General features: G+C 50.5%; 13 protein-coding genes and 1 pseudogene. 5 read left to right on the top strand and 9 right to left on the bottom strand.

What is annotated here, in order from left to right; genetic code table 11:
* Positions 1-20: 20 nt before the first annotated feature.
* Positions 21-3,035: a SusC/RagA family TonB-linked outer membrane protein gene (locus tag B5X72_RS02455; protein ID WP_079715230.1), complete on the bottom strand. Its 3,015-nt coding sequence runs from the start codon at positions 3,033-3,035 to the stop codon at positions 21-23.
* 209 nt (positions 3,036-3,244) lie between these two features.
* Here B5X72_RS02455 and B5X72_RS02450 point away from each other — a divergent pair, with 209 nt between their 5' ends.
* Positions 3,245-4,267, top strand: coding sequence for a GntR family transcriptional regulator (locus B5X72_RS02450; protein WP_079715229.1), 1,023 nt, complete (start codon positions 3,245-3,247; stop codon positions 4,265-4,267).
* 14 nt (positions 4,268-4,281) lie between these two features.
* Here B5X72_RS02450 and B5X72_RS02445 read toward each other — a convergent pair whose 3' ends face one another.
* The 8 genes and pseudogenes from B5X72_RS02445 to rhaT all read right to left on the bottom strand — a co-directional run bounded on the left by B5X72_RS02445 (position 4,282) and on the right by rhaT (position 14,034).
* A complete protein-coding gene (locus B5X72_RS02445) occupies positions 4,282-5,397 on the bottom strand; it encodes an NAD(P)-binding domain-containing protein (RefSeq protein ID WP_079715228.1) in 1,116 nt (371 codons plus the stop codon).
* A 59-nt stretch (positions 5,398-5,456) separates the two neighbouring features.
* Entirely contained in the window at positions 5,457-6,539 is a 1,083-nt protein-coding gene (locus B5X72_RS02440) for a DNA alkylation repair protein (RefSeq protein ID WP_176146064.1), read from the bottom strand.
* A gap of 34 nt (positions 6,540-6,573) precedes the next feature.
* Positions 6,574-6,798 (bottom strand): annotated as a pseudogene (locus B5X72_RS02435) (alpha-L-rhamnosidase C-terminal domain-containing protein); the annotation flags it as partial.
* Between the two features lie 15 nt (positions 6,799-6,813).
* Entirely contained in the window at positions 6,814-7,974 is a 1,161-nt protein-coding gene (locus B5X72_RS02430; protein ID WP_079715225.1) for an alpha-hydroxy acid oxidase, read from the bottom strand.
* Positions 7,964-9,358, bottom strand: a complete 1,395-nt coding sequence (locus B5X72_RS02425) for an FGGY-family carbohydrate kinase (protein WP_079715224.1) — start codon at positions 9,356-9,358, stop codon at positions 7,964-7,966. Before B5X72_RS02425 ends, B5X72_RS02430 begins: the two co-directional genes overlap by 11 nt.
* A 10-nt stretch (positions 9,359-9,368) precedes the next feature.
* Positions 9,369-10,643 carry a sugar isomerase gene (locus tag B5X72_RS02420; protein WP_079715223.1) on the bottom strand — a complete coding sequence of 425 codons (1,275 nt, stop codon included), beginning with the start codon at positions 10,641-10,643 and terminating at the stop codon, positions 9,369-9,371.
* Positions 10,644-10,733: 90 nt separating this feature from the next.
* Positions 10,734-12,860 carry a bifunctional aldolase/short-chain dehydrogenase gene (locus B5X72_RS02415; RefSeq protein WP_079715222.1) on the bottom strand — a complete coding sequence of 709 codons (2,127 nt, stop codon included), beginning with the start codon at positions 12,858-12,860 and terminating at the stop codon, positions 10,734-10,736.
* A gap of 91 nt (positions 12,861-12,951) precedes the next feature.
* Positions 12,952-14,034 carry an L-rhamnose/proton symporter RhaT gene (gene rhaT, locus B5X72_RS02410; RefSeq protein ID WP_079715221.1) on the bottom strand — a complete coding sequence of 361 codons (1,083 nt, stop codon included), beginning with the start codon at positions 14,032-14,034 and terminating at the stop codon, positions 12,952-12,954.
* A gap of 188 nt (positions 14,035-14,222) precedes the next feature.
* Here rhaT and B5X72_RS02405 point away from each other — a divergent pair, with 188 nt between their 5' ends.
* The 4 genes from B5X72_RS02405 (at position 14,223) to atpC (ending at position 18,610) form a co-directional block, all read left to right on the top strand.
* Complete coding sequence (locus tag B5X72_RS02405; RefSeq protein WP_079715220.1) at positions 14,223-14,831, top strand: hypothetical protein; 609 nt, start codon at positions 14,223-14,225, stop codon at positions 14,829-14,831.
* A 294-nt stretch (positions 14,832-15,125) separates the two neighbouring features.
* On the top strand, positions 15,126-16,244 hold the full coding sequence (locus B5X72_RS02400; RefSeq protein WP_079715219.1) for a redoxin family protein: 1,119 nt from the start codon (positions 15,126-15,128) through the stop codon (positions 16,242-16,244).
* Between the two features lie 615 nt (positions 16,245-16,859).
* Complete coding sequence (gene atpD / locus B5X72_RS02390; protein WP_079715218.1) at positions 16,860-18,362, top strand: F0F1 ATP synthase subunit beta; 1,503 nt, start codon at positions 16,860-16,862, stop codon at positions 18,360-18,362.
* A complete protein-coding gene (gene atpC, locus B5X72_RS02385) occupies positions 18,362-18,610 on the top strand; it encodes an ATP synthase F1 subunit epsilon (protein WP_079715217.1) in 249 nt (82 codons plus the stop codon). The genes atpD and atpC overlap by 1 nt, the downstream gene beginning before the upstream one ends.
* Positions 18,611-18,772 lie beyond the last annotated feature (162 nt).

The following is an 18,772-nucleotide window of genomic DNA, read 5'->3' as shown; positions in this document are numbered from 1 at the left end:
TTAATAACGGTCAAACCTGGTTAGAAACTCACCTGCACACCCCCAAGAAACGACTTGGCCTGCGGATAAACCAAGTTGTCGATACCTATCGTCGTGTTCGATCCTGCATAGGTATTTACTTCCGGATCAAAGCCGGAATAGTCCGTGAACGTAAAGAGATTATTCGCGCTCACGTACAGCCGGATCCTGCTGATTTTACCTATACCTTGGAAGGTGTAGCCTAAATTGATATTCCTTATCCGCAGGTACGAACCATCCTCCATCGCATAATCGGATATCGGCAGCCGACCCGCCACAAACGGACTCACATATTGGTTGCTGGGATTCTCCGGTGTCCACCGGTTTACCATGCCTTTCAGCAAGTTGCGTTGGCCCAGCGGATTTTCAAACGAGAGCCGGCTGATGTTATAGATGTCGTTTCCGTACGTTCCGGAAAGCAGCACACTCAGATCAAAGTTTTTGTAGTTGAAGTTGGTCGAGAAGCCGAAGATAAAATTCGGATTCGGGTCTCCCGTAATCACCTGATCATCGGTATCGATGTCGCCATCGCCGTCGATGTCACGCACCTTGTGACCGCCCAGGCGCCCATCATACCCGGGAATGATGGTCTCCCCGGTTTGGTTGATGCCATCAAAAACGTAGGTTTTAAAGACACCCAGCGGCTCGCCGACCTTTAAAAGGGTATAATTGGTGATAAACCGCTCATCGGTTGTGCCACCATCCAGGTTCAGCACTTTATTGCGGTTTGCGGTGATGTTGGCCGATACGGACCAGCGGAAATCGGAATCAACAAGCACAGCATTAGTTGCCAGTTCGAACCCCCGGTTTTCCAGCGAAGCATAGTTGCCCGTTATTTCCCCATAGCCCGAAGACAAGGGCAACGCCTTCACAAACAGGAGGTCTTCCGTGCGCTTATGGTAGTAGTCGGCCACGATGGACCACCTGTTGTTGAATAAGCTGATGTCAAGTCCCACATTCGTCTGCGTGGACTTCTCCCAGCGCAGGTCAGGATTGGCGATTCCCGTTGGGGCAATGCCCGTTTCCCATCCGTGGTTGAAATTATAGCCGCCGCTTGCGGCCACCATCGCCAAAGACTGGTATGGCGATATGCCGCCAGCATTTCCCGTGGTACCATAACTCGCCCGCAATTTCAGGTCGGTCAATTGTTTAAAATTTTGGAGAAAGGGCTCTTCGATAATCCGCCATGCAGCCGATACCGCCGGGAAGAACCCATATTTGTTGTTGGCACCGAATTTACTGGAACCGTCCACACGCGCCGTAACGTCCAGAAAGAATTTATCCCGGAATCCGTAATTCACACGCGCCATGTAAGAATCCAACCGCTGTCTTGTCCGTTCGCTGGACACCGTACGGTTCAGCGCCAGTTGCAACGCCTCATTCTTGGTAGCATCGTTAGGGAAACCCGTAGCCGACAGCAGGTTGCGCTTGTAACTTTCCGACTGGGTAGCAAACAATCCCGTAAACTTCAAGGAGTGGTCATCGGCAATCTGTGTTGAGTAGGTAATCAAGCTCTCATGCAGCAGGTTCAGGAAATCACGGTTATCCTTAGACCCCGAGCCCGAATTTTCATTGATATCCTGCTGGGCGATAATAGACAGCGGGGAATACGTGTCGTACAGCCGGTCGTCCACGTCAATGTTGAATGACGCACGGTAGGTCAACCCCGGGATCAGGGTATACTCGCCGTAAAAATTGCCCAATGTTCTTTTGAGCGTCCGCTGTTGCAGAATCTCGGTAAAATTCAACGGATTCACGACCTCGCGGTACCGCCCGCCGCGCTGTTCGGCAAACGGAAAAAGACTGCCGTCTTCGCGGTAAGGCTCCAGGGTAGGTGGCGCACCCAATGCCGCACCCAGCACGCTACCGGTGACCACACCCGCATTTCCCAGGTCGGTAGCACCCGCGCTGATGCCATGGTTTATCGAATAGCTACCCAATATACTGCTTCCAATCCTCAGCCGTTCATTGATGCGGTGATCCATGTTCAATCGGACGGAGTAACGCTCAAAGCCTGAATTAATGATAATTCCCTCCTGGTCAAAATAATTGAAGGAAAGTGCCAGCTGCGTCTTTTCGTTGCCCCCGTTGACCGTCAACTGGTGATTTTGCATGGGCGCATCCTGAAAGATCAGATCCTGCCAGTTGATCCCCTCGCCCATGGACGCAGGATCCGGATAAAAGTTGTCTTTGAACACCTCATTTTCCAGTTGCGCAAATTCCGCTGCGTTGAGCACGTCGAGGGTTTTGGCAACCTGCTGGACACCATAATAGCTCTCAACGTCTACCCTTGTGGCCCCGGCCTTGCCCCTTTTTGTCGTGATCAGGACAACACCGTTTGCAGCCCGGGCACCGTAGATGGCCGCCGCCGAGGCATCCTTGAGCACCTCTACAGATTCGATGTCATTGGGATTGATGGTAGACAACGGACTGACGTCGTTTACCCCCCCACCGTTCGAAACCTGGATACCGTCAATCACGTATAATGGCTCCGAGCTTCCGTTAATCGAGTTCGTTCCCCGGATCCGCATGCTGATGTTACCTCCGGGCGACCCCGAGTTTTGGTTTATCTGCACGCCCGCTACCCGCGCCTGCAGGCCCTGTGCCACGTTTGTCACCGGCATCTGGGTAAGCTCCTCGGACCGGACGGAAGCAATCGAACCTGTGGTCTCGATTTTCCGCTGCGTACCGTAGCCAACCACGACCACCTCGTCAAGCCCCATAGCCTCGCTCTCAAGCGCAACGTCGATTACGGCCCGGCCGCCGATCTCCTGAGTTGAGCCGGCAAAGCCAAGAAGCGAAAACGTGATCCGCTTGGCCGCGTCCATCAGTGTGATCCGATACCGGCCTTCGGCGTCGGTCTGCGTTTTTTGACCGGTCTCCGGAATAACAACGGTCACATGTTGTAAAGGTGTACCGTCGGTACGGTTGGTAACCGTCCCGGTCACGGTCTGCTGTGCAGTTGCCGTTGCTACCCAACAGCAAAAACAAAGAATAATGTAAAAAGATTTATCCATGGCTTACTCATAATTGGTTACTTTCCCTCATAACTGGTCTGGTGTGGTCTGGTATTTTAAACCACATTGCAAGTATACTACATTTGGTTTCATATCTCCAAATATTTTTGGAAAAACGGCTTTATCAGTCAGTTAATGTCCGAAACAGTCAATGGCACATCATATATGGTTTGGTTTGCACTGGTATTTCTTTACTTTTGTATCCTACTATGCAGACAACCGCCATTGATAGCCTTGCAGCTCCTGCTAACCAACGCATGAAATACATGCAGCTGGTCGATCATATCAATCAATTAATCGAATCTGATAAACTCCATATCGGCGACCGGTTGCCGTCCTTGAAGCAATTCGAAAAGGAACTGGGGATGAGTAAAGAGACGTTGTTGAAAGGGTTGAATCACCTCCTTGAGAAGGGTATTATCGAATCGGTCTACAGAAAAGGGTACTACGTCAAGAAAAAATCGGTAGACCATACCTACCGCGTGTTTTTGTTGTTGGACAAAATGAACATCATGCGTGATCGATTTTACCACACCTTATTCGATCAGTTGAAAGATGTCGCCGATGTAGACGTATACTTCCACCACCACAACCTTAAGGTATTCGAGAACCTCATCCGCGAAAACCTGAATAATTACACGCACTTTGTCGTCGCCACTTTTTTGAAAGACGACCCTTCCGATACGCTGAACCTTATCCCGCCACAAAAACGCATCATCATTGATTACGACCAACCGGGGTTAGACGGCGATTATTCCTGTGTATTCCAGGATTTTGAACACGACATTTACAGCGGGCTCACACAACTTAAACAACGGATTACCACCTATAAGAAACTTTTGCTCATCGCGCCGACGGAAGCCACACATGCCCGCCATGTCGTCGATGGTTTCCTGAAATTTTGCCTCGAACATCACATTCCTTACGCCATCCAGCATGAAGTGGAAGCCGGTAATTTCAAGAAAGGAAATGCGTACATCACGTTTAGCCGATACGACACGGACGATGTAGCCCTCATCAAACTCGCCCGGGGCAAAGGCTACAAACTCGGCAAGGATATTGGGTTAATTTCCTATAACGACACCGCCGTGAAGGAAGTTCTTGAAGATGGCATTACGGTGATTTCCACGGATTTTGAGGCGATGGGCAGGGCGGTCAGTAACGCGATCCTCCATCGTGAAACGGTGTCGATACGTAACCCGACCCATGTCATTGTCCGCAATTCGCTTTGAATATCGCCAGCATTTCAACGCGCATGAGTCAACCCCAGGTAATCCATGAGCTCGGTCGCCGCAGCCCTTCCGGCGCGGTTGGCTCCGATGGTAGACGCCGAAGGGCCGTAACCGACCAAGTGGATGCGCGGATTTTTTGCTACCATGGTAGCCAGCCGCCCTCCCATGACGATGCCTCCGTGCTCCTCCTTTAGCATCAAAGGCATCAGGTGATCCAACGAACTACGGAAGCCGGTACACCACAGAATGACATCGGCCATCACTTCACGGCCATCGGGCCACCGTACACCATGCGCCGTGATTTCGCTGAACATCGGCTGCCTATCCAACACACCTCGCTTGCGCATGGCATCGATTGCGGGGCTCCATGGCAATCCGGTGACGGACACCACAGAACCGGGCGGCAACCCCTTACGCACACGGGCCTCCACGATGGCTACGGCATCGCGGCCCGCTTTCTCGCCAAATGGGCCGCTACGAAAAATCGGCTCCTTTCTAGTCACCCATGTCGTGGTTGTCACACGCGAAATTTCGTCGAGCAGTTGGATGGCCGATATCCCCCCGCCCACAATGACGACATGCTTGCCCACGAACGCGTCAGCTGTCTGATAATCCCGGGTATGCAGCTGGACGCCCTCAAACAACCCTGCGCCCGGATAAACAGGAACATAGGGGGTCTCCCAGGTGCCCGTAGCATTGATGATACCCTGCGACGAAAAAAAACCGCGATCGGTCTCCACACGAAACCGGCTGTCGCGCTCACAAACAACCTTTACCTTTACCGGCCGATAAACGGTGAGACCGAATGTCTTTTCGTACACCTCGAAATAGTGTGGTACGGCAAGGTTAGCCTGCACCTCCGGTTGATTACCGGCTACCGTGTCTGAAAAGGGAAGCCCCGGCAGGTCATGGATACGGTTGACGGTGCGCAAGGTGAGTGATGGCCATCGGTATTGCCAAGCACCCCCTGGATGGGAAGATTGGTCTAACACGACAAAACCCCGGCCGATTTCAAGCCCTTGCTTTTTGAGGTGGTACGCGGCGGACAAGCCTGCTTGGCCGGCGCCGATAACGGCAATGCCCGTTTTGTACACCAGCCTTGAAGCCGATTGCAAAGTTGGCGTATCCATTTCCAAAGATAGGAAAGCGTACGCTGACGGCAAACAGTTTTGCCGATTAACTTACTTATTTATATATGCAACACAAACCGCACTTTGCCCAACGTGTTTCCATTGACAAGGATCTCCAGAAGGTGCTCCCCCGCGTAATGCTTGCGGGTGGTCAAATCCAGGAAGGGTTGCCTTTTGCTGAATTGTACCGCTTGCCCGGGTAAAAGCAGCACTTCCCTTAGCTTGTATACCTTTTTCATACGCACACCGGAAGCCTTTACGTAATGAATGGCATAATCAACGACCAGTTTTTGCTGCTGCTCGCTTTCGCTTTTTAGCCCGAAACCGAAAGACAGGGTGTCGCCTAAGCGGAGCGAAATTTTATCCGTATATAAGTTTTCCAATACCACAGACACTTCGCCCTCAAAGCCGAAGATCTTCAGCGCCTCTCTGTCGCCACGCTTGACAAGCGTCCGAATAGCATGTTTGATGATCCAGGAAGTGTGTTTGTTCGTCTTGTCCCAGCCACTGACCAAGTTCAACATATAGGAGGCATTGTCCTTGGAGTGATCATTCAGGTGATTGGCAACGGATTTCCGCACGTAAAGCGCTTCGTCTGCACTCAGTTTCTCCAGAATACCTTGAGTAAGTGCCGGTTGTTTAATAATTTCCGCCAACTTAAAAGACCAAGGAAGCCGCGGACGGCTGCCTTCTGAAGCTAGCCGTCTGACATGAACGTTTTTATCATCGGCCCATTTATGCATGACATCCAGTGTTTTTACCAAATCCGTCTTGAGAAACTCGCGGATGGCAAATTCTGCCGAGCCTAACGTGGTAAAATACTGAAGTGCCTCCATAGACTGATCAAAATGCTGCTTTCCATATAATGCCACATAATCAGGCAAAACCAATGCCGTGTAGCCTGCAGGCAATAAGGGAGCCGCAGCATACAGGATCGCTACAGCCTTGTTGAAATCGTCCGGCAGGTGTCGATGAAGCATAATAGACGTGTTGCGCAGCCGGCCGTTTAGCGAAAGCCTATCAATGCCACGGGTGACATCATCGATGAATGCTTCTACATGAAAGTGTTTGTCGACGTTGCCAAAGGCCTGCGCAAAATTCACATAGAACGCACGGTTGAACATTTCTTTAAGCGGTTCCATGGCGTAAAAATAGAAAAAACAATCGCGATAGCTTTCAGTCATTCGGAAACCTGATGCGATGACTACCCGCAGACAATACACGACACTCATCGCCGGACAATATCAAGGTAGCTGCTATTGGCAGGATGACGATATCCAGGTCTACCCGCGTACCCCTCTTTTTCCAGCCGCTCTTAATCGCCCCGTAGGCCCCCTCAAACGTCGCTTCGAAATGATCCAGCCCTTCCACGAAGTGAGACTCAATCACCACGTGTTTGAACCCCGGTTGGTGTTCTCATTTGGAAACCAAAGTCGCCGGAAAATCTCCAATTTTCTCGCAGCACACCTGTTCCATCACCTGTTTGAGTTGTGCTTTTAGCATGGCAATGGTGTGGTCACCTCCTTCTCGGCCCAGTGCCGCTACACCATACATAAACGGACGTCCCATGAACGTAAAATGTGCTCCGCAAGCCAGCGACCGTCCGATATCCGGGCCGGACCGCAACCCGCTGTCGATCATGATTTTCATCCTATCACCATATTTATCCGCCAGTCCCTTCAGCGGTTTGATGGTCGATTCACCAGCATCAATTTGTCTTCCGCCATGGTTGGATACAATAATCCCGTCTGCGCCAATGCGGATGCTCTCCTCCATATCCTCCTCACACACTACGCCCTTGATAACAAGTTTGCCTTTCCATAGGTCCCGGAGGGCTTTCACCTTATCCGCGTCTACGCGGCCGGTAAACGTAGCGTTCATAAATTTACCCAGCTGGCTCAGGTTGAGATCTTTGCCCATATAGGGCTTCAATGTTGCAAACTCAGGGATACCGACCCGTAAGGTCTCAAACGCCCAGGCCGGACGCGCCGCAGCCTGCAAAAAATTGTTAATCGTCATCTTGGGCGGCATGGAAAGCCCCGCTTTGATCTCCCGGTAACGAAGTCCAAAAGAGGGGACATCCACCAAGACCACGAGCACCGGGCATTGCACCGCTTCAAGCCTTCTAAGGATATCATCCCGCAGCTTGTTTTCCGTGGGGTGGTACAGCTGGAACCAAAATTGCGACTCGGTCACCTCCGCTATGCGCTCGATACTGCTTGTGGAGACTGTACTCAATGTGTACGGTATATTGTGTTTCAGGGCCGCTTTGGCCAATATTTCCGGCGCGTTGGGCCACATCAGTCCTTGTAATCCGATGGGCGATATACCAAAAGGGGCATCGTACACATGACCGAATAATTCGGTACGCATATCGACCCCAAAGTGTTTTTTGAGGTATCTCGGGATCAGCTGGACATCGCGGAAATCGGCTTCATTGCGCCAAAGGTTTATCTCTTCATTGCACCCACCTTCGAGGTAATCGAAAGCGAATTTCGGAATACGGCGTTTGGCTTTTCGCTTCAAATCGCTGACAGAAGGATACTGAGGGTTGTACTTGAGTAAATCAGGGTTCATTTTTTTCTGTTTTTTCTTTTTTTTCCGCCTGTGCATAAAACCGCAATTCAATGAGATCGTTCGGCATAGGCCTACTGTTCCAGGCCTCGTGGATGGCCAGTGCGGCACCTACCGCCGTGGCTTGCGCCATCGATGCCGCAAAGACTTCCATATCCGGAAATGCCTTTGCCAACAGATTCATGTAAATGGTATTTTTGCTAAACCCACCATCCACAAAAATACGTTTCACCGCTGACCCTTTAATCACCAGCTGGGTAGATAGCTGCTGCAATGCTATCAAATCCATAATCAAGCGGTGATAAGCCTCTTCATAGGACACAAAGTCCGACAGGTTGCGCTGCGCAAAAGCCGACACCTTGCCTCCGATGGGCATGGGCCCTCCTTTTTCTTGCTGCAACTTAGAAACGATGCTCCGGTCATAGGTCATATTGCGGTACCGGCTGGATGGCTGTCCAAAATGTTCGGCGATCCGCTTCACCTGGTGTTCGTGTTCATACCCCGCAAATAAGCGGGAAGCCTTCACCGGCGTGCCTTTGTAATGCAGGTAACATAGGCAGTCGGCCTCCAATTCCGCTTTCGTAAGCGGTGTGTGATTAAATGGGTTGAGGCTTATACACCAGGTGCCCGTGGAAATAAGTACGAACGGCTCATGGAAGCTAACCAAATAAGGAATCAATGCAGCCGAGCTGTCATGCAACCCAGTGCCCACTCCATAGCCGTTTCCGGGGAAGGACGCCGGATAGACCTCATCCGCCCGTGCCAGCGGCGCCAACTTATCGATGATCCCTTCCCGGTATACCCATTCGTGATAATCACGCTTGGTAAAGTCCCAAAGATGGGTGTGACAACCAATGCTTGTCATATCGGAGTACATCCGACCCGAAACAAGGAAACTCAGGTACTGGGGTAGGTGCAAAGCAAAATGGATACGTTCAAAGAGCGCCGGGCGCTCATACTTCAACCGGTATAGTTGCATGCCCGAATTGAGGCTACCCAACACGGGGGAGGCCGTGGTGAACGCTACGGTTTCCATTCCCCCGTAAGTCTCATAAAACTTGCGTTGCAATTCCTCCGGATAAGGTTTCAGGTAATTATACAGCGGTGCCAATGGCTTGCCGTCCTCATCGACATACACCAAGCTTGCCCCGTAAGCGGCAAAGTTGATCGCCCGCACTTCAAATTCGGGTTTTCTAAACACTTCATGTAACGAATCGAATACCGACAGGCGCAAGCTTTCGAGGTTCTCGCAAGGGTCGCCATCCTCATCCACCGTCTCGGTGAACCGGGCCGAACGCTCAAAGACTATCTTATACTGTTCGTTGAACAGAAACAGTTTCTTATTGGTTTTGCCTACATCGAATACGGCTATGACTGGTGTTTTCATCGTTCAATCCTTATAATCCGGTGGCCGTGGTTTTCGTTCCCCGTTCGCTAATCAGTTGGCCTCGCACATCCAGCTCCCTAAATAGCTGCAAGGGGTTCAAAGCGCCCCCCGCGCGCAGCCTCGCCTCGGCAACCAGGGGACGCACATCAGTACGGAACGCCTGCTGTAATAGCTCTTGTGCCCGCACAACGTCATTGGCAGCCTGGGCTTCAACCAATGCCACGCGATCGACCAACAGCGCTTGCGCATAGGCGATGAGTATCGCTTCTACGGACTGCAGCAGGTCTTCAAGCGGGTCTTTAAGGTTGTGTGAGGCATCAATCATCCAACCCAGATCGTTCGTGTGATCCATTCCACGGTTGTCCATTCCTTCGACCAGCTCATTGAATATCAGAAACAGTTGATAAGGTTTGACACTTCCGGTAGTCAGGTCGTCATCGCCGTACTTGGAATCATTGAAATGGAAACCACCAAGCTTGCCTTCCATCAGTAACAACGCGACAATCTGTTCGATATTCGCATTGGGCAGGTGATGTCCCAAATCAACCAACGTATAAGCTTTATCGCCCAGTTTATTGGAATACAGCAACGACTGCCCCCAGTCCCCGACCGTAGTGGAATAAAAGTTGGGCTCGAATGCTTTATATTCGACAAACATCTTCCAATCACCGGGCAATGCTTCGTAGACCTCCTGCAAGCTTTCCAGCGTATTCTGGAAGGCCTTACGGAAATTCAACTGCCCCGGGAAGCTCGACCCGTCAGCCAACCAGACGGTCAGCGACTTCGACCCCAGTTCGATGCCGTGCTTGATGACTTCGATATTGTGTTCAACGGCCTGCTTGCGGACGGCTTTATCCACATGCTGCATGGAGCCGAATTTGTAGCTAAGCGTCTGCCCCGGCTGGTCTTGAAAGGTATTGGAATTCATGGCATCAAACACCAACCCGTTTTGCTGGGCCAAGCTGCGGATAGCTGCATAGTCTTCCGGAATATCCCAGGGAATATGCAGCGATATCGCGCCGCTGGAGCGGTTAAGTGCGTGCAGTACCCCAATATCCGCTATTTTTTCTTCCAGGTTGCGTGGTTCGCCCCCTCCGGAGAACCGGCCAAAGCGTGTCCCGCCGGTGCCCAGTGCCCAGCTCGGTATAGCGACCTCAAAATCAACCAATCGCCCTATAACCTGTTCGGCATTGGGCAACTCATCGGCCAGTCGCATGAATCTGCGCCGATGGGACACCTCCAATTGTTCATTATGCTGCGTGATCTGATGTTTATCGATATGCATAAAAGGCTTACTTTATCAAAGGTAAAACAGAATTAGCAACGCGCACCCTTTACGATGATTTAGTTGACAATTCTGTTAAAAAAAGATAATCTAACGTACAAACGACATGGCTACACCGCCATCCACATTGAGCACATTGCCCGTGGACTTAGTCATCAGCCCCCCGACCAGGACAAAACAGGCATTTGCGATATCATCAGGCAGAATGACCTCATTCAGCAGGGTCCGCTTTGCATAATAGGCCGGTAATTCCTCCACAGAGATACCATATGCTTTTGCGCGTCCCTCCGCCCAACCGCCGGCCCAAATGTTGCTGTCACTGATGACTGCATCGGGGTTGACCACGTTTACACGGATTTTATCGGGCCCCAACTCCGCTGCGTTTAACCGGCTGAGGTGCAGCTGCGCTGCCTTCGCCGAGCCATACCCGGCATTGTTGGGCCCGCTTACCAACGCATTTTTGCTTACGATGTTAATGATATCGCCACCGATAGCCTGCTTTTTGAGCACCCGTACGGCAGCTTGGGTGACTAAAAACTGACCCTTGACCAAGACGTCATAAAGTAAATCCCAATCCGCTTGCGTATGTTCTTCAATGGACTTGGAGATGGACAATCCGGCATTGTTCACTACGATATCCACTCCCCCGAAGGCCAGCGCCGCTGCATCAAAGGCCTGCCGGATTTGACCTTCCTTGGTAACATCCAGTAATGCGGTTGTATAGGCATCCTTCCCAAATGCGGCGTTGAACTCCTCGCCTGCACCCTCCAGCCGCTCCGCATTCAGGTCGTTGAGGACCACCACCGCGCCTTCCTGAACAAATTTACGGGCAATAGCCTTGCCAATGCCCCCCGCACTGCCCGTGATCAAGGCTATTCGGCCTGACAATGGCTTAGGTTTGGGCATGCGCTGTAACTTAGCCTCTTCAAGCAACCAATATTCGATATTAAATGCCTCTTGCCGTGGCAATGCGGTATATTCCGATATGGCCTCCGCCCCTTTCATCACGTTGATGGCGTTGACGTAAAATTCAGCGGCCACGCGGGTGGTCTGTTTGTCTTTGGAGAACGAAAACATACCGATACCCGGATAGAGAATAATGACAGGGTTGGGATCGCGCATTGCCGGGCTATTGGGATGCCTGCAGGCTTCATAATATTCTTTATACATGGACCGGTAAACGTCAAAAGCAGGCGCTAACCGGGCTTTCAGTGCCGCTACGTCGGTCAGATCAGCATCCGGTGCCAAATCCAGCACCAATGGGCTGATTTTTGTGCGCAAGAAATGATCCGGGCAACTGGTGCCCATGGGAGCCAGTCGGTCAAGATCGTTGGAGTTGATAAACTCCAGCACCCGTTCATCGTCCGTAAAATGCCCCACCATATGACGTTCAGAGGAGCAGAATCCGCGGAGTACCGGCGCCAGTGCTGCCGCTTGCTTCTTTCGGTCGCCCTCCGGAATAGCGGCGATTTTTGTTCCGCCGAAAACCGGCCGTTTTTTACCATAGTTTGCCTCCAGGTATTCCGCGCAGCGTTCAATAACCGTCAGCGTGTTTACATAACTTTCGTAGGCCGTATTGCCCCAGGTGAATAGGCCATGCGAACCCAGCATGATGCCGCGGATACCTGGGTTTTCATCCAGACACTGCCTCAGCTTCAAACCGAGGTCAAAACCCGGCCGCTGCCACCCTACCCAACCGATTTCGCCGTTGAAAAGCTCCTGTGTAATGCGCTGGCCATCTTTGGCTGCGGCAATGGCTATTGCGGCGTCAGGATGCAAATGGTCGATATGTTTGAACGGTAGAAATCCATGCAAGGGGGTATCAATCGACGGCGCCTTGGACGCGAGGTCATAGATGCAGTGGTTAAACAGTTCAACCATTTCATCCTCATGCTCAAGTCCGCGGTAAACGTGCTCAAGGCTTCTCAGCCGATCTACATAAAGGGCGGCAAGCCCACTGCGTGTAAGGGTGCCGATGTCGCCACCGGAGCCCTTAATCCACATCACCTCCGTATCGAGCCCTGTCAGTGGATCTTTAGCCATGGCTTTACAGGACGTGTTCCCGCCTCCATAGTTGGTAAGCCTTAAATCAGCCCCCAATAAATTGGAGCGATAAAGCAACAGTGCTACTTCATCGCCTTCCAGTTCAGCTGCTTTGGCATCATCCCACAAATAACTAACATGCTTGAATGATTCTTTTCCGATAATTCCAGACATACGCTTTTATATTGTTTTCGTTAATTTACTTCGTTTGTATTCTCTTTGGCTGCCGGCATTCGCCCATCGGTTCCATGCGCCCGGCGCCCAACTACAATTCCAGCGTCCTTGCAAACCCGACCAACAGAATGGACAGGATGATCACGGCGATTCCCCCGATGATGGTGGCGTAGGTCCGCTTGCTTACTCCTTTCCACTCCTTTAAAACTACCCCCCAGGCATTAGCAATGAGAATGATGAATGCCATATGCAGTATCCAGGAGCTCGCCCCGTTTCCTAATCGGCTTTCTCCCATGCCATAAAAGAAAAACTGCAGGTACCATGTCGTGCCTGCCAAGGCACAGAACAAGATATTTCGACCGATAGGCACACGCGGGTTTACATAATCGCCAAAGGTTCTATTCTTTACATTGAGAAACATGCACCACAAAAAATTAGTCGTAAGTCCACCCCAAAGTACGACCACATACGTCACATTGTTCTGAAATAAAAACTCACCTTGCGCAGGATGATCCGCCTTCCACAGATCGTTGGCCACATGTGCCATGGGTTTTCCCGCTTCTAACCCAAAATTGAAACACGCACTCAAAACCCCAGAAACAATGGCCACCAACAATCCCGTGCCGAACTGGTAATCTTTGTTCCCGCTGGCGTCTGCCAGCGCACCCGTTAGTTCCCTTTCCTTCAGCACGCCTGCCCTGCCGCATAGGTAGATGCCCAGCACACAGACAGCCAAGCCGAGCAGAACCGTCCGGCCCGATGCCGTGGAAAAAAACAGATCGATGGTTTCTTTGCCTTCACTGCCATTGACGTAATAAAATATCGATGGAACTAACGAACCGAACACCATCGTTAATCCGAGAATAATACTGCTGCCAAGCGACACTCCCAAATACCTGACTCCCAACCCATACGTAAGACCACCGATACCCCAAAGCAGACCAAAAAGATAGGCATAGCCGATTGTGCTGTTATCGGCCTGCCGGATGATGCTCGCGGAATCCGGAATGGTGAGGTATGCGGCCAACGGCGGAACAATAAGCCACGAAAATAATCCACCGACGATCCAGAAACTTTCCCATGCCCACCCCTTTACTTTTTTATAGGGCACATAAAAACTTCCCGATGCAAATCCTCCGATGAAGTGAAAAATTACCCCCGCTAATGCTTGCATAACGATATGGTTAATTGGTCATTAATGATGGCGCAAGTTAGAAAAGATGGAAAAATGAACTGTTATGTGCTGTCATGTTTACACCAAACGTTGATCAATTTTATGCGGTTCGATTTCCAATTTAACAATAATTACCGTAATATCGTGTTCTTATAGTTGGAAACATAATTTAACAAGAGCTAACGAACATGAAAAACATTGCATTGCTGACCGTGCTGGTTGCTTTAATTTCGGTAGGAGATGTATTTGGTCAAACACCAACGCGGAGGGAACCCCCTAAAGGATCGCTCACAAGTGGAACAATAGACAGCCAATTTATCTATCTCTATGCGATTTCGAAGACACAGGATGGTATTGAGCATGTTCGCCAAGCGAACTTGGAGCGGATACGGCAAAATGTTGCCGACACCATCAAAGCGTTAAGTAAGGAAATTGCTGATTTAAAGGCAAAAGACGGTGATCAGCAGGCGCAAGTAGACGCGATGGCTGACTCACTCACGCAAGTCAAAAATGAGCTACGTGATGCCCAGCAGCAAAAAGATAGCTTTTCCTTTCTTGGTCTGTCGCTTCAGAAAGACACATACAGCCTAATCATGTGGGGAATTGTCCTCTTATTGGCTATCGCACTGATTTTTTACGTTTACCGATATAACCAAAGTCATGTGGTGATGCGCGATATCCAGAAGGCTATCGAAGAACTCCAAGCGGAATTTGATCAGCACCGCAAGAAAGCGCTGGAAAAGGAACAGAAACTCAAGCGGCAGCTACAGGACGAGCTCAACAAACGGTTGGGTTAGCCCTTCATCCCCCTACTTGGTGTACTTCAATGCGCCATAGCTGCGTATTGCTCGCTTATTTATTTCTCGGAGCTCGCCCGGATTCAGTTGGGTTTTGTTCGGATGAATCCGAGTAAACACCGGCTAAACTCCATGTTATGGCATGGGGATATTGGTAGGATATTTAGGGTATAGTTAGCGTAAGGGCTGGCTAAGGGTAAATTCCGTTCGACCAGACAGCAAGTTTTGTAGGCATTCTGGCAGATCGTAAACCAATTTTACCTAAATTTGTATATATTATAATCCTTTCCAGTTATGAAGCCATTCAAGAACATTGTTTTTTTATTGGCCTTAGTTGCGGCATCGACTTCAATGGCCTTTGCAGACGATCCCAAGCCGCTCCCGATCGGTGTCAAAGCTCCGGACTTCAGTTTGAAGGGCGTGGACGATAAAACCTATACGCTGGCGAGTTTTAAGGATGCCAGGTTGCTGGTCATTATTTTCACGTGCAACCATTGCCCTACAGCCCAGGCGTACGAAGATCGCATTATCGAGTTTACGGCGGCTTACAAACCCAAAGACGTGCAGGTGGTCGCCATCAGCCCCAATTCGGATGCCGCCATCCGGCTGGATGAACTGGGTTATACCGACCTGAGCGACAGTTTCGAAGAGATGAAAATACGCCATAAAGAGAAAGGCTATAATTTTCCGTACCTCTATGACGGCGAAGACCAACAAGCATCGGTTCAATATGGACCCGCCACCACGCCACATGCCTTTGTATTTGACGAAGAACGTATCCTGCGCTATGCGGGGCGCATTGATGATGATGAACACATCGGCAGGGCCAAAACATTCGATTTGCGAAATGCGGTGGATGAGCTGCTCGCCGAAAAACCGGTGACAACGGCCACCACCAGGACATTCGGGTGCTCCGTAAAGTGGAAATCTAAAACAGACTGGAAAACCCGCGAGGCAGAAGAATGGAAAAAAGAACCAGTGACCTTGGTAGCAGCCAATATGGATACACTGAAAGCTGTACTTCAAAACAATTCAGGAAAATACCGCTTGATCAATTTCTGGGCAACGTGGTGTGGGCCCTGCGTGGCTGAGTTTTCGGCACTTGTGGAAACCGACAAAATGTACCGCCACCGCGACTTCGACTTTGTCACGGTTTCGCTTGACGCCAAAAAATCGGCCGACAAAGTGCACACATTCTTGCGGCAAAAATATGCCAGTAACCGCAATTTCTTATTTGGCGACGAAAACAAATACGACCTCATTGAGGCGGTGGACGAAGAATGGCAGGGCGCTCTCCCCTATACCATACTTGTTTCACCGGAAGGCGAAATCGTTTACCGGCAAGCCGGCATCATTGAGCCCTTGGCGCTAAGAAAAGCCATCGTGGAACAGCTTGGACGATACTATCCCTAACCAAAATTTCGCGCTTACGCTTACTTAATGCTATTGGACGACAGGGCGCGTATAGTTGCAAACAAACAGCGGCCTATATCGTTGCCCAACAAGAAACCTGCTAAACCTATCTTTATGGCGAAAGCTTGCGTTTATTCAATTATCAAAACAAATCGTTGAAACATGAAGTACAAATTGTTAGGAAAACGGGCTTGAAAGTCTCCGAGCTTTGCCTTAGCCCGATGACTTTCGGGGGAAAGGGCATGTGGACCGCCATCGGTACGCTTCCCCAAGCGCCAAGAAAATCGTGAGTAAGCTCGTTCCAGAATGCCCCGGTTGGATGCTGGCCGGGCAGGGTGCGGATCGGCAAGCGGACTGATACCGCATGTTCGTTAATCGAGGCATCCGGTGTCACTTGTCCGCACGCTTTCTGACCCGCTGCCGCACCCGGAAACATTCAGCAAATGACGCTGATAGCCTTTTTGCCGCGCCACGCGTACCCCCACTGTTATCGGCCGATAATTCTTTGCATTTAAATTTGCTTTTAATTCTTTAAAGCGTATTTTTGCAGTCCAAAATTAAGGTCCGTATTTTGCCTTTATTACATTGGTTTATAAAATTTTAGTCCCTGATAATATGTCCAATATTGGAAAAATAGCCCAAATTATCGGCCCTGTGGTCGATGTAAGTTTCTCTGAAAACGCCAAACTTCCGAAGATTTATGATGCGTTGGAAATCGAGAAAGAAAACGGTCAACGTATTGTGTTGGAGGTTCAGCGGCACCTGGGTGAAGAGCGCGTCCGCACCATCGCGATGGACGGCACCGAAGGCTTGACCCGCGGCATGAAGGTAGTCGATACGGGTGCTCCTATCAAAATGCCGGTGGGTGAAGGCATCAAAGGGCGTGTATTCAACGTAGTGGGAGACGCCATCGACGGCATTCAAGAGCTTGACAAAACTGACGGGCGCAGCATTCACAGCACCCCCCCGAAATTTGAAGACCTTTCCACCGAAACCGAAGTACTTTTTACCGGCATTAAAGTAATCGACCTGTTAGAGCCTTATGCCAAAGGTGGTAAAATCGGTTTGTTCGGCGGCGCAGGCGTAGGAAAAACCGTGTTGATTCAGGAACTCATCAACAATATTGCAAAAGCCTACTCCGGGCTTTCGGTATTTGCAGGCGTAGGCGAAAGAACCCGTGAGGGTAACGACCTGCTCCGTGAGATGCTGGAATCGGGGATTATCAAATATGGCGAAGAATTTATGGAGGGCATGGAAAAAGGTGAATGGCCTCTGGAAAAAGTGAACGCCGAGGAACTGAAGGACTCCAAAGCCACATTCGTCTTCGGACAGATGAATGAGCCTCCCGGTGCACGTGCCCGAGTGGCCCTTTCGGGGTTGACCATCGCCGAATATTTCCGCGATGGTGACGGCGAAGGTGCCGGCCGGGATATCCTCTTCTTCATTGACAACATTTTCCGCTTCACGCAAGCGGGATCGGAAGTATCCGCCCTGTTGGGCCGGATGCCGTCAGCCGTAGGGTACCAACCGACATTAGCCACCGAAATGGGGCTTATGCAGGAACGCATTACCTCAACGAAGCGTGGCTCCATCACGTCTGTCCAAGCGGTATACGTACCGGCAGACGACTTGACGGACCCTGCACCGGCCACCACCTTTGCCCACTTGGATGCTACGACGGTGCTTTCCCGTAAAATTGCCGAGTTGGGTATCTATCCGGCCGTGGATCCGCTAGACTCTACTTCACGGATATTGAGTCCTGCGGTTTTGGGTGAAGAGCACTACAACACCGCACAGCGGGTGAAAGAAATCTTGCAACGCTACAAAGAACTGCAGGATATCATCGCCATCCTCGGGATGGATGAACTCTCGGAAGAAGATAAATTGGTTGTTGCCCGCGCGCGCCGTGTACAGCGCTTCCTGTCGCAGCCGTTCCATGTGGCCGAACAGTTCACCGGGCTCAAAGGCGTGCTGGTAGACATCAAGGATACCATCAAAGGATTCAACATGATTATCGATGGCGAAGTAGACGAGTATCCTGAAGCAGCCTTCAACCTGGTCGGTACGATTGAAGACGCCATTGAAAAAGGCAAGAAACTGTTGGCGGAGGCTGTCTAATGAAACTTACAATTATTACTCCGGACAAACCTGTTTTCGAGGGTGAAGTGACATCGGTGACCGTACCGGGCACCGCCGGCTCCTTTGAAGTGCTCGAAAATCACGCACCAATCGTGTCTACGCTGGAAGATGGGAAAGTCATTATCCGTACCGGTAAAAGCGAAGAAATTATCAACATTATCGGCGGCGTTGTGGAAGTCATCCACAACAACGTCACCGTGCTTGCCGAAGGGATAACAACGACATAAAATTCAATAAAAACAACAAACGAAAGCCCTCCGGCAGTGTTTACCGGAGGGCTTTCTTTTTGGCAACTTTTTGGATGGCAAACCCCATTTTACGCAGAATTTACCAAGATTTAACGTGCTAACGTAAAAGTGAACCGAATACCGAAACTGATTTTAGTATAT

This window comes from Parapedobacter luteus, assembly GCF_900168055.1.
In the GTDB taxonomy this organism is placed as follows: Bacteria; Bacteroidota; Bacteroidia; order Sphingobacteriales; family Sphingobacteriaceae; genus Parapedobacter; species Parapedobacter luteus.
The sequence above is the reverse complement of the archived record's forward strand: the minus strand, read 5'-3'. Positions and strand labels throughout refer to the sequence as shown.

Excerpts from the sequence above, each read along its gene's own strand:
- B5X72_RS02455 (WP_079715230.1), bottom strand. The coding sequence starts at position 3,035 with ATGGATAAATCTTTTTACATTATTCTTTGTTTTTGCTGTTGGGTAGCA.
- B5X72_RS02450 (WP_079715229.1), top strand. The coding sequence starts at position 3,245 with ATGCAGACAACCGCCATTGATAGCCTTGCAGCTCCTGCTAACCAACGC.
- B5X72_RS02445 (WP_079715228.1), bottom strand. The coding sequence starts at position 5,397 with ATGGATACGCCAACTTTGCAATCGGCTTCAAGGCTGGTGTACAAAACG.
- B5X72_RS02440 (WP_176146064.1), bottom strand. The coding sequence starts at position 6,539 with ATGGAACCGCTTAAAGAAATGTTCAACCGTGCGTTCTATGTGAATTTT.
- B5X72_RS02430 (WP_079715225.1), bottom strand. The coding sequence starts at position 7,974 with ATGAACCCTGATTTACTCAAGTACAACCCTCAGTATCCTTCTGTCAGC.
- B5X72_RS02425 (WP_079715224.1), bottom strand. The coding sequence starts at position 9,358 with ATGAAAACACCAGTCATAGCCGTATTCGATGTAGGCAAAACCAATAAG.
- B5X72_RS02420 (WP_079715223.1), bottom strand. The coding sequence starts at position 10,643 with ATGCATATCGATAAACATCAGATCACGCAGCATAATGAACAATTGGAG.
- B5X72_RS02415 (WP_079715222.1), bottom strand. The coding sequence starts at position 12,860 with ATGTCTGGAATTATCGGAAAAGAATCATTCAAGCATGTTAGTTATTTG.
- rhaT (WP_079715221.1), bottom strand. The coding sequence starts at position 14,034 with ATGCAAGCATTAGCGGGGGTAATTTTTCACTTCATCGGAGGATTTGCA.
- B5X72_RS02405 (WP_079715220.1), top strand. The coding sequence starts at position 14,223 with ATGAAAAACATTGCATTGCTGACCGTGCTGGTTGCTTTAATTTCGGTA.
- B5X72_RS02400 (WP_079715219.1), top strand. The coding sequence starts at position 15,126 with ATGAAGCCATTCAAGAACATTGTTTTTTTATTGGCCTTAGTTGCGGCA.
- atpD (WP_079715218.1), top strand. The coding sequence starts at position 16,860 with ATGTCCAATATTGGAAAAATAGCCCAAATTATCGGCCCTGTGGTCGAT.
- atpC (WP_079715217.1), top strand. The coding sequence starts at position 18,362 with ATGAAACTTACAATTATTACTCCGGACAAACCTGTTTTCGAGGGTGAA.